Origin of the sequence: Pseudomonas sp. Pseusp97, from assembly GCF_047304025.1 — a bacterium.
In the GTDB taxonomy this organism is placed as follows: Bacteria; Pseudomonadota; Gammaproteobacteria; order Pseudomonadales; family Pseudomonadaceae; genus Pseudomonas.
The window spans coordinates 18,085-28,934 of the sequence record NZ_JBGLYK010000053.1; the positions used below are offsets into that span (position 1 = coordinate 18,085).

The 10,850-nt window shown below is 62.5% G+C and carries 9 protein-coding genes; 3 read left to right on the top strand and 6 right to left on the bottom strand.

Features of this window, described 5'->3' with window-relative positions; all coding sequences use genetic code 11:
- Position 1: 1 nt before the first annotated feature.
- Positions 2–1,438 carry a D-alanyl-D-alanine carboxypeptidase/D-alanyl-D-alanine-endopeptidase gene (gene dacB / locus ACCC94_RS11935; protein ID WP_413349668.1) on the bottom strand — a complete coding sequence of 479 codons (1,437 nt, stop codon included), beginning with the start codon at positions 1,436–1,438 and terminating at the stop codon, positions 2–4.
- 256 nt (positions 1,439–1,694) lie between these two features.
- On the opposite strand from dacB, the gene ACCC94_RS11940 reads away from it, so the two are divergent.
- Complete coding sequence (locus tag ACCC94_RS11940; RefSeq protein WP_413349669.1) at positions 1,695–2,048, top strand: YggL family protein; 354 nt, start codon at positions 1,695–1,697, stop codon at positions 2,046–2,048.
- Here ACCC94_RS11940 and ACCC94_RS11945 read toward each other — a convergent pair.
- A complete protein-coding gene (locus ACCC94_RS11945; RefSeq protein WP_413349670.1) occupies positions 2,023–2,439 on the bottom strand; it encodes a response regulator in 417 nt (138 codons plus the stop codon). The genes ACCC94_RS11940 and ACCC94_RS11945 overlap by 26 nt on opposite strands.
- A gap of 696 nt (positions 2,440–3,135) precedes the next feature.
- Between ACCC94_RS11945 and ACCC94_RS11950 the strand changes: the two genes are divergently transcribed.
- Both ACCC94_RS11950 and ACCC94_RS11955 read left to right on the top strand, forming a co-directional pair.
- Positions 3,136–3,762: a response regulator transcription factor gene (locus tag ACCC94_RS11950; protein WP_081519413.1), complete on the top strand. Its 627-nt coding sequence runs from the start codon at positions 3,136–3,138 to the stop codon at positions 3,760–3,762.
- 8 nt (positions 3,763–3,770) lie between these two features.
- The gene (locus ACCC94_RS11955; RefSeq protein ID WP_413349671.1) at positions 3,771–7,421 is read left to right on the top strand and encodes a transporter substrate-binding domain-containing protein; all 3,651 of its coding nucleotides are present in this window, start codon (positions 3,771–3,773) and stop codon (positions 7,419–7,421) included.
- A gap of 15 nt (positions 7,422–7,436) precedes the next feature.
- Here ACCC94_RS11955 and ACCC94_RS11960 read toward each other — a convergent pair whose 3' ends face one another.
- The 4 genes from ACCC94_RS11960 to ACCC94_RS11975 all read right to left on the bottom strand — a co-directional run bounded on the left by ACCC94_RS11960 (position 7,437) and on the right by ACCC94_RS11975 (position 10,742).
- Complete coding sequence (locus ACCC94_RS11960; RefSeq protein ID WP_413349672.1) at positions 7,437–8,768, bottom strand: deoxyguanosinetriphosphate triphosphohydrolase; 1,332 nt, start codon at positions 8,766–8,768, stop codon at positions 7,437–7,439.
- A 69-nt stretch (positions 8,769–8,837) separates the two neighbouring features.
- Positions 8,838–10,004, bottom strand: coding sequence for an EAL domain-containing protein (locus tag ACCC94_RS11965; protein WP_413349673.1), 1,167 nt, complete (start codon positions 10,002–10,004; stop codon positions 8,838–8,840).
- 82 nt (positions 10,005–10,086) lie between these two features.
- Positions 10,087–10,434, bottom strand: a complete 348-nt coding sequence (locus ACCC94_RS11970) for a hypothetical protein (protein WP_413349674.1) — start codon at positions 10,432–10,434, stop codon at positions 10,087–10,089.
- Positions 10,431–10,742 carry a phage holin family protein gene (locus ACCC94_RS11975; protein ID WP_413349676.1) on the bottom strand — a complete coding sequence of 104 codons (312 nt, stop codon included), beginning with the start codon at positions 10,740–10,742 and terminating at the stop codon, positions 10,431–10,433. The genes ACCC94_RS11970 and ACCC94_RS11975 overlap by 4 nt, the downstream gene beginning before the upstream one ends.
- Between the last annotated feature and the right edge of the window lie 108 nt (positions 10,743–10,850).

A 10,850-nucleotide genomic window follows, 5' to 3' on the forward strand; every position in this document is an offset into this window, starting at 1 on the left:
GTCAGTGCTTGGTGCTGCTGTAGAGATCGAGCAGCACCTGGTCGAGGATCGACGAGGCGCCCCACGGCCGGTTGCTGTTGAGGATGGCCACCACGACCCAGGTGCGGCCATTGGCGTCGCGGCTGAAGCCGGCGAGGGCGCGCACGGTGTTCAGGGTGCCGGTCTTCACATGGGCTTCGCCGGCCATGGGAGTGCCGCGCAGGCGTTTGCGCATGGTGCCGTCCTTCGCCACGATCGGCAGCGAGGAAATGTACTCGGCCGCGTAGGGGCTGTGCCAGGCGGCCTGCAGCATGGCGGCCATCTCTCGGGCGCTGACGCGCTCATCACGAGAGAGGCCCGAACCGTTTTCCATTACCAGATGGCTTGCGGTGATGCCCTTGCGCGCCAGCCATTGGCGGATCACCCGCTGCGCGGCCTGGGCGTCGTCCGCATCGGCGCCGTTGCGATACTGGCGGCCTACCGAGAGGAACAGCTGGCGAGCCATGGTGTTGTTACTGAACTTGTTGATATCGCGGATGATTTCCACGACGTCCGGCGACAGGGCGCGGGCCACCAGGGTGGCGTTCTTCGGCACGCTGCCTTCGCGGTCCTTGCCGAGGATGCTGCCGCCCAGTTCCTGCCAGATGCCACGCACGGCGCCAGCGGTGTAGGCCGGGTGCTCGAGCAGCGACATGTAGGTCTGCGCGCTGCAGCCCTGCGGAATCTGCCCGGTGGCGACCAGCGAGGTGCCGTCGAACTGGGTCACCGGGTTGAAGCGCAGTTTCGGCCAGGCCGGGCAGGCCGCAGCCTTGCTCACCTGGATCTGATTGTCGATGCGCACGTTCGCCAGCGGCGGGTCCATCAGCACGGTGGCCTTGCTGCCTTCGGTGCGGATCACCAGGCGCACGCTCTTGAGGTTGACCATCAGCGAGTCGGGGCCGACCAGGAAGGGCTTGTTGTCGTCGCCGCCGTCGTCGTTGAACACCGGCAGCTGCGGGATGTTGAAATAGCTGCGGTCCAGAACCAGGTCGCCGGTGACCGTGCGAACGCCGTTGGCGCGCAGGTCACGCATCATCAGCCAGAGCTTCTCCAGGTTCAGCTTCGGGTCGCCGCCGCCCTTGAGATAGAGGTTGCCGTTGAGCGTGCCGTCCTTCAGCTGGCCGTCGGTGTAGAACTCGGTCTGCCACTGATACGTGGGGCCGAGCATTTCCAGGGCGGCATAGGTGGTGAACAGCTTCATGGTCGAAGCCGGGTTCACCGAGACGTCGGCGTTGAAGTAGGTGGCGTTGCCGGGGCCTTCCAGGGGGATCATGACCAGCGACAGGGCATCGTCGGTGAGTTTGCTGGCCCGGAGCGCTTTCTGGACGCGTTCGGGCAGGGTGCTGTTTATCTGGGCAACGGCCGGCAAGGCGAAGGGCAATAAGGTAGCGAGAGCGAGGACGCGCAGAGACTTGAACATAGAAAAGATGACATCCCAGTGGTCGGGCATTGACTTGAAAAAATGAAAAGATGAAGCGCAACACTACAGATGAAATACTCCCTGTTGGATCGGGAGCTGCGACACATTATGCCGCAAGCAGCTCCAGGATGCGCTGGCCTTCGATGCCGGTCGTCTCGGCAGATCCTCCGGGACATTGTTTTTGCCCAAGTCCTGGATGTGCCTCTGCCACACTTGTACAACGAGCGGCGAAAGCCCTCCTTCGGAGAGATTTCAGATGGCTACCCACCGTTCCCGTCGTTTACGCAAGAAGTTGTGTGTCGATGAGTTCCAGGAACTCGGTTTCGAACTGAGTTTTCAGTACAGGGAGGAGATCGGCGAAGCGGGTATCGACGATTTCATGCAGCGTTTCGCGGGCCTTGCCGTCGAGCCCAATGACCTGGTCTACAGCGGTTGCGACGAGTACGGGTTCATCTGCCTCGCCCGGCGCGGCTCGGTGAGTGAGCAGCAGCGTGAATGGATCGAGGGGTGGCTGAAGCAGCAGCCGGAACTCGCGGGTTTCAAGGTCAGCCCGCTGATGGATGCCTGGTACCCGGACCAGCCGGTCAATCCGACTGCTCCACGAGCCTGAAGCTACCGTCTGCCTCCAGGGCCCGCATCAGCGCCGATTGGTCGAGTGGCTTTGGCAGACAGGCCAGGATGGGCAACCCGCGCGCGCTGAGGGTCCGTTGCAAGGCGCGTAGTTCCTCTTCGTCACGGCCGCTCAGCAGGATTGCGTGACGAATGCTGCCCGCCTCGGCGAGTTCGCAGGTCAGTGCAACGCCATCGGTGCCCGGCAGATTGATGTCGCACAACAGCAGATCGAAAGGTTCGTTGCGGCGGGCGCACTCTTCTCGCGCCTCGCTGGCATCGAGTGCCGCGGCCAATCTGAAGAATCCCAGCCGGTTCAGTTGCATTTGCACGCCGATCAATTGAAAGGGATGGTCTTCGACAATCAGGATGCTGAATTTGTTTTCCTGCATAAACAATGGCCCCAGTTGGTTTACTGATATTCCCAAATCATGTCGAGCGAGTGTTCTTGGTGTTGGTGCTGAGGGTAAAGTTATTGTTGAGCTTTATTCTGCGATCTGAAGCGCTGCTTTAAGTCCGATTTCCGTTTTTTAGTTGGAGTAAAATATTTCTAACGATCCTTGGTAATCGTTTTTACTGGTTTCCCTTATTTTTTGAAAGTCCCAAGGTGCATGTTCTCGATTGATGGGTAAAGTTATTGCCAATCCGGAGTTCAAACAGTCCCATCGCGATTTGATCGAAAATCTGGCCGGGGAAGAACTCCCTTCCGACCTTGCGACAGAGTGCTGAGATATAGGACTTTCCTCTCTTTGCGGTTCGCTTGCATCCTGTTGACGAAAAGGCTTCCTGCTAGGGTTCGGATAGCCGATTGCCACACCCTCCGATCTGGAAAGTAGAAGGCTGCGGAGATAGTGCCGAGATTTCTCAGGATTCGAAGTCGGTTTTTCTCCTGTTTAAGGTCGGAATCTTCCTGGGGAAGGAGGATGGGTGGTGAGGTGTAGTGGGGTATTTGTAGGAATTATTTAGATGTTGCGTAGGAAAACCCTCTAATGGTGAATATTGAGGGGGGTTAATCTCGACAGAACAGGCTCGGCATATATCTTACCGACAGATATTTCATTTCGATGAGTCTGTGGGAGGAAAGCATGATGAGCAAAGTTCTTATTGTCGACGATCATCCGGTTATACGCATGGCAATGCGCGTGCTGCTGGAAAAGGAAGGCCATGTCATTGTCGGGGAGACCGACAACGGCGTCGATGCGCTTTCGCTTGTCAAGGACCTGATTCCCGATCTCGTCGTGCTGGATATCGGCATTCCCCGGCTGGATGGTCTGGAGGTCATCAGTCGTATCTCCGCCTTCGAGCTTCCGCTCAAGGTCCTGGTTCTCACCGGACAGAGCGCCTCGCTGTTCGCCATGCGCTGCATGCAGGCTGGCGCCTCGGGCTTCGTCTGCAAGCAGGGCGGCTTGTCCGAGCTGATCAGTGCGGTCAACGCCGTGGTCGCCGGTTACAACTACTTCCCCAGTACCGCCGTTCGCCAGACCCGCCGCAACAACGGCCAGATGGATGACCAGGAGCTCATCCAGCGCCTTTCGGACCGGGAGATGGCCGTTCTCCAATACCTGGCCAACGGCTATTCGAACAAGGAAATCTCCGAGCAGATGTTCATCAGCAACAAGACGGTCAGTACCTACAAGACGCGTCTGCTGCTGAAGCTCAATGCCCACTCGCTGGTCGATCTGATCGAGTTCGCCAAGCGGAACGCGCTGGTCTGAGGTGTGTTGTGACGTACCGCTTCCGCCTGCTCATCGGTATGTTGTTGCTCATCTGTTGCGGATGGGGGATGGCGGAGCAGCACGACTGGACACCGATGAACCTGCTGGCTCGTTCGGCGGACGAGCCGGTCAAGGTGCTCCTGCCCGATTCCGACTGGCAGTGGTTGCGTGACAAGCGCACCCTGCGTCTCGGCGTGTCCGCCCCGGACTACGCGCCGTTCGACATCACGACCAGTGGCACCGATCTGGAGGGCATCACGGCGGATTTCGCCGGGGTCGTCGCCGACACGCTGAATGTCCGCCTGGAGGTTCGTCGCTATCCCGATCGGGAGGCTGCCCTGGCCGCGCTCGAGCGAGGCGACATCGACATGCTCAGCCGCTCCACCCGTTACGAGGCCGTGCGCCCCGATGTCGCCCTGTCGCATCCCTATTTCGTCAACCAGCCGGTCGTCATCGGCCCGCAGGGCCTGCGCCTGGAGAGTGCCGAGCAACTGGCCGGAAAGCGCATTGCCGTGGTCAGCGACTACTTCTCGCTGGACGAGCGCGACAAGTATCTGTCCGGGACGACCATTCAGAGCTATCAATCGGTGCGCCGCGCTCTGGAGGCCGTCGCGTTCGGTCAGGCGGACCTTTACGTCGGCGATGGCTTCAGCGCCCAGTACCTGATCAGCCAGGGCTACCTGCCGAATCTAAAACCGCTCAATTTTGCCGGATTCGACGGTCAGGGATTCAGTTTTGCAGTGAAAGCGTCAGCTCACGAGCTGTTGAATATTCTTGATCGCACCCTTGCCGCCATTCCTCGTCAGGCCAGGACCGCCATCCAGCGACGCTGGAGTCCCGGTGGCGCATTCTCGATCGCCAACCAGCGGCTCATTCTCACGCCTCAGGAGCAGCGCTGGCTTGACCGCCATCCTCGTCCAGCGGTGGTCATCGACCAGGCGCTGGCGCCCGTGTCCTTCCTCGATGCCCAGGGGCAGTTCCGTGGTATCGCCGCCGACGTCCTGGAGCTCGTCCAGAGTCGCACCGGTCTTGACTTCGAAGTGCTCCCGCAGCCGAGCGTCACGGCCATGCTGGATCAGGTTCGAACGGGCAAGGCCGAGATCATCGCTGCGTTGACGCCCACCGCCCAGCGTGAGGAGTGGCTCGGCTTCACCCGCCCCTACATGACCGCCTCCTTCGTGGTGGTGGTTTCCGGCAAGAGCGACTGGCTCCACTCGCTCAGTGATCTGGATGGACGCCGGGTAGCGGTCCCCAGAGGCTCTGTCATCGCCGAATTCCTGCGGGCCCGCCATCCGCAGGTTAAGGTCGTCGAGGTGGAGAACAACGTCGATGACCTGTCGATGATCAGCGAAGGCAAGGTCGATGCCGGAATTCATCTGCTGTCGTCAGCCAACTACCTGATTTCCCGCTATTACCCGGACCTGCGCGTGGCGCTTGCCCTCGACCGGGAGCCGGGACAGTTTTCCCTGGCCGTTTCCCAGGCGGACCCAGAACTGCTCGGCATTCTGAACAAGGCGATCCTTGCCATTTCTCCCGAGGACATGAGCAACATCGTTACGCGCTGGTCCGCCAGTGTCGAAAGGCCCGACAGCATCTGGCAGGGCTATCGGACGCAATTCTTCCAATTCGCCTGGGCTGCGGCAGTGATCCTGCTCCTGCTGCTGCTGCTGTGGAACTGGCGCCTGTGGTTGAAGGTGCGGCGCCGCCAGGACTCCGAGCGGGAGCTCAACTACCGGCTCGCCTTCAAGCGCGCTCTGATCGATGGCATCCCCCAGCCGATTGCGGTACGTGACCGCGAGGGGCGACTGGTTACCTGCAATATCGGTTTCCTCAAGGAGACCGGCATGTCCCGGGAAGCAGTCGATGGTACCCGGGTTGGCGATTTCGGGTGGCTGGACGCTCGGGACGCGAGTCAGCTCCAGCAACTCCACCAGCAGGCCATGGATCAGGATGGCAAGGCGGCCTCCGACCTCATGCTGCAGATTCACGACGATGTACGTGAGATCCATTACTGGGCCACTCCCTACCATGGTCCGGGAGGTGAAATCTCCGGGGTGGTGACGGGCTGGATCGATGTCACCGAGCGTGAACGTCTGCATCATCAACTCGAGGCGGCAAAGGAGCAGGCCGAGGAAGCCAACCGTGCGAAGAGCACCTTCCTCGCTACCATGAGCCATGAAATCCGCACCCCGATGAACGCCGTGATCGGCATGCTCGAGCTGGCGCTGACCCGGGCGGACCAGGGGCACTGGGAGCGGGAGCCGGTCGAGGTGGCCTACGATTCGGCGCGCTCCTTGTTGACCCTCATTGGCGACATTCTTGACGTGGCCAAGATCGAGTCCGGGCGCCTGACGCTGATGCCTGAGCGTGCTCACCTGCGCGAGTTGGTGGAGTCCGTCGCGCGGGTATTCGATGGGCTGGCGCGGCAGAAGGCGCTGGAGCTCAGGTTGGAAATCGAGGCGGATGCCGCATGCGATGTGCTGATCGATCCGCTGCGGTTCAAGCAGATCCTGTCGAATCTGGTCAGCAACGCGATCAAGTTCACCGACTTCGGGCACGTGAAGATTCGCGTTCATGGCGAGCGCGTCGCCGGCGAGCGCCTTGCGCTGGAGGTCAGCGTGCAGGACAGCGGGATTGGCATTTCGGAGGATGAGCAGCGCCAGTTGTTCGAACCCTTCAGCCAGGTGGCCCGAAGTGGCAATGTCAGTCGTGGCGGTACCGGGCTGGGCCTCACCATCTGCCGCAAGCTGGCGGAGATGATGGGCGGCACGGTACGGATGGAAAGCAGGACGGGCGACGGCACCACGGTGACGGTGCGGTTGTTGCTCCAGACGCTGGAACGCCTGCCGGAATGCGAGGTGGGGCAGGTCATGGCAGTCGTCAGCACCCTCCATCCGTTGAAGGTGCTGGTGGTCGACGACCATGTTGCCAACCGGATGCTGCTGAGCCAGCAGCTGGAGCACCTGGGGCACCGGGTCGAGGTGGCGGCCGATGGTTCGCAGGCGCTGCAGCTATGGCATCCGGGCGACTTCGATCTGGTGATCACCGACTGCAACATGCCGGTGCTCAACGGCTATGGATTGGCCCGGCGAATTCGCGAGCTGGAAGCGGAAATGGAAGCCGACCCTTGTGTGATCTTCGGCTTCACTGCCAATGCCCAGCCTGACGAGATCGAGAACTGCCGGCGAGCCGGTATGGATGACTGCCTGTTCAAACCCATCGGCCTGGACAACCTGCGCATGCGGTTGGAAGTGGTACCGAAAATCTCGGTCGCTGACGATGGCCGGGTGGCGGACATGGAGAAGCGCGCCGACGGCTTCGATCTGAAGCCCTTGCGCGAGATGACCGGGGGAAATCCGGGGTTGATCCGCCGACTCCTGGAGGAATTGCACAGCAGCAACCGTATCGATATCGATCAGGTTCGCCCGCTGTGGGAGGCGGGAGACTGGAAGCAGCTGGCCGACCTTGCCCACCGGATCAAGGGCGCGGCTCGTCTGGTCAATGCGCACACGCTCCAGGATCTTTGCAGCAAGCTCGAAGGCGGTTGCAAGGACGGTCTCGACAGCAGGGAACTTCGCAATCGCGCGATGGCAGTAGAGCAGGCCATGGCAAGCTTGCAGGACGACCTGCTGCAGCAACTGCGGAACCTGGCCGCCTAGCCTGCTCCGGTCGCTTCAGCTGGGGCTGGAGCGGCCGGTCATCTCGCGAGCCATTTCGGTGGCGTAGCTGTCGGTCATTCCCGCAATGAAATCGATGACTCTCAGAAACGCGCGGTAGAGCGTCCAGTCCGGGTCCGGTGCGTTGTTGCCGAGCAGGTCGAGGATGCGCTGGTTCTTGAACGACGGCGTGTTCTGGCCGTATTGCTCCAGTGCTGCACCGCAGAAGGAGTTCAGCAGGATTTCCAGGGTGGTATAGGCGCCAATCTCGTGCAGCGTCTTGCGCTTGTCCTGGAATATCTTCTCCCGCGCCATGCCTTTTGCCCGCTGCACACAACGCTTGGCCGGTCCGTGCATGTGCTCCACCAGGTCGCCTTGCAGGGTTCCCGCAAGCAAGGTCTTTTCCTGTTCGACGAAGGCTCGCGCGGCAGCATTGGTCAGGTGTTCGATGGCCTTGCCGCGCAGGATGGCGAGCTTGCGTCGGCGCGAGTCGCGGGGGCCAAGCTGGCGATAGGTTTCCGGCAGGTCATCGCCGACCAGGTCGAGCAGCAGCGACTCGACTTCGGCGTAGTCGAGCAGGTCCATTTCCAGGCCGTCTTCCAGGTCGATCAGGCCGTAGCAGATGTCGTCCGCTGCTTCCATCAGGTACACCAGCGGATGGCGCGCCCAGCGTTCGTCTTCCAGCTGCGGCATGCCCAGCTTGTGGGTGATCTGCTCGAGCAACGGCAACTCGCTGCGGTAGCAGCCGAACTTGTGTTTCTTGTAGCCGAGGGAATCGGCGTGGCGCGCCGTCCAGGGGTATTTCAGGTAGGTGCCCAGCGTCGCGTAGGTCAGGCGGGTACCGCCGTCGAACTGGTGGTATTCGAGCTGCGTGAGGACGCGGAAGCCCTGGGCGTTGCCTTCGAAGTGGAGGAAATCGGAGCGCTCCTCCTCGCTCATGCCATCCAGCCAGCCGCGCCCGGCCGCCTGCTGGAACCAGTGGCGGATGGCGTCTTCGCCGGAGTGGCCGAAGGGCGGGTTGCCGATGTCATGGGCAAGGCAGGCGGACTGGACGATCACGCCCATGTCCGCTGGATCGCACCATTCCGGGAGGCGGTCACGGATGATCTCGCCGACGCGCATGCCCAGCGAGCGGCCGACACAGCCGACTTCCAGCGAGTGGGTGAGGCGCGTATGGATATGGTCGTTGCTCGACACCGGGTGCACCTGGGTCTTGCGTCCAAGGCGGCGGAAGGCGCCCGAGAAGATGATGCGGTCGTGGTCCTTGTGGAAGGCGCTGCGGCCCAGTTCAGCACTGCTGTGCACGGGTTTGCCGAGGCGCTCCCGGGGGAGCAGGGTGTGCCAATCCATTCTTCATTCCGCGATCGAGAGAGTTACCGGCAACGCTAGCCGTTCGCGCCGGCAATCTCAATCGCCGTGCTAGAGGCCTTCGGCGTCGATGTCGATGAGCAGGAGACGTCGACCCTGGTCGATGAACTGGCCGGCAGTCATGCAGTACTGGTTGGTGGTGGCGTCGCGGTAGGTGTTGGAAAGCGTCAGGCGGCGCTCTTCCCAGCCCTCGGCGAGCAACTGGTAGAAATAGGGGCGCCAGGACCAGTTGTGCCCCAGGTAGCGACGGTTCTCCTTCCAGAACAGGCCGTTCCACTCCAGATTCGGCGACGTCTGGGTGCCATGGCGATCGCACTGGTAGATGCGCAGCAGCCTGCTGAAGGACTCCGGCGCGGGCGGCAGGCTGCTGAGCATGGCGCCGCCCTCGGCCCAGGGGCGCAGCATGTTCATCAGTTCGGCGAGCTGCTGGCGCAATTGGATGAGACTGGCGCGTTCCTGCAGCTTGCGATGCACGTAGTGGTCGCGGCGCTGCGCGAAGGCATCGCGGAAGGCATCGCTGGCAGGGAAGTCCAGCGCCGGTTTGGCGAACAGATAGCCCTGCACGTAGCGCGCGCCGCACTCCAGGGCGAAGTCCATTTCCTCTTCGGTTTCCACGCCCTCGGCGATGATCCAGCAGCCGGTCTTCTCCGCCATCTGCGCCAGGGCCTTCACGACTTCGCCGCTGGGCCCGCCGCGGGCGGCTTCCTGGAACAGGCGCATGTCCAGCTTGAGGATGTCCGGTTGCAAGGCCAGCACTCGGTCCAGCTGCGAGTAGCCGGCGCCGAAGTCGTCGATGGCAATGCGTGCGCCGGCATCGCGGTAGCGTGCCACGACCTCCGGCAGGCGCTGGTGGGCGCCGCCCAGTTCGGTGATTTCGAAGACCACGCGCTCCGGCGGCACGCCTTGCTGCTGCAGTTGCTTGAGGCTCGGCAGGGGTTGGTTCGGGCGCAGGCGGCTGATCCAGCGCGGCGAGATGTTCAGGCTGAGGAACCAGTCCTTCGGCGCTTCATGGATGCGGGCGAGGGCGGCGTCGCGGATCTGCCGGTCGAGCCGGCGAAGTTCGGCCAGGCCGACCCGCGGGTTGAAGAACAAGGGGCCAACCGATTGCAGGTCGCCGTTGGCCTGGCGCAGGCGCCCCAATGCTTCGACACCGGCGATCAGGCCGGTCGCGGTATCGATGAAGGGCTGGAAGCAGGCGATCGGTTGCCCATCGATCAAGGGACACATCCTTAGTGGCGTGGCAGGAACGCGCCGGAGCGCGGCTCCCTGTCACTTTGCAAGAATGTGGCCAGTCTAGACGTCAGAGGTGCGTCGTGGGGGCAGGAGGGTTTTGAGGGTCAGGCTTCTTGCGCATCTGCAGGACGATTGGCGCGAGCGCCAGGCCCAGGCGCAACAACCGCACCCAGCGGCGCTTGCGGCCGAACAGCAGGGCCAGCGCCGCCGCACCGCCTGCGCCCCATAGCGGGGTGCTGCCAGTGCTGAAGCTGCTGCGCACATTCTGTCCCAGGCTGCGAGCCTGGCGCAGCGGATGCAGGAGCAGCTCGCTTTCCTGGCGAATCTGCTGGCGCTGCATTTCCAGGCGCAGACGCACGATGGCCTTGCGCAGCTCCGCACGGCTCAGGTTGCGGGCATCGGGCATTTCACTCATGGCAACAGGCGCTCCCGGTCACGGGCCAGCTCATCGAGGGTGGCATTGAAAGGCGAACCTTCGTCGGTGACCAGCAGGTGCAGGCGCCAGGCGCACACCAGGCTGCCGCCGATATAGAACAGGCAAAGGCCGATAGCCGCCTGCAGGCGATAGCTGTCCCAGAAGATGATCAGCACCAGCACCGACAGGGCCACCAGCAGCAACAGCGCGAAGACCAACGCCAGGCCGGCCATCAGCAGCATCTTTACCGTGCGGGTCTTCTGCTCCTGCAGCTCGATGCCGAGCAGTTCGACATGTCCGTGCAGCAACCCGAGGACTGGGGGGCCGCCGCCCCCCCGGGGGGGGGGGGTGGGGGGGGGTTTTTGGGCCGCGGGCCCGCGGGGGGGGGAAGGTGTGAGCCCGGCGGCCCCCCCCCC

Bases quoted from the DNA above. Each gene is read 5' to 3' on its own strand.
- dacB (WP_413349668.1), bottom strand. From the start codon at position 1,438: ATGTTCAAGTCTCTGCGCGTCCTCGCTCTCGCTACCTTATTGCCCTTC.
- ACCC94_RS11940 (WP_413349669.1), top strand. From the start codon at position 1,695: ATGGCTACCCACCGTTCCCGTCGTTTACGCAAGAAGTTGTGTGTCGAT.
- ACCC94_RS11945 (WP_413349670.1), bottom strand. From the start codon at position 2,439: ATGCAGGAAAACAAATTCAGCATCCTGATTGTCGAAGACCATCCCTTT.
- ACCC94_RS11950 (WP_081519413.1), top strand. From the start codon at position 3,136: ATGAGCAAAGTTCTTATTGTCGACGATCATCCGGTTATACGCATGGCA.
- ACCC94_RS11960 (WP_413349672.1), bottom strand. From the start codon at position 8,768: ATGGATTGGCACACCCTGCTCCCCCGGGAGCGCCTCGGCAAACCCGTG.
- ACCC94_RS11970 (WP_413349674.1), bottom strand. From the start codon at position 10,434: ATGAGTGAAATGCCCGATGCCCGCAACCTGAGCCGTGCGGAGCTGCGC.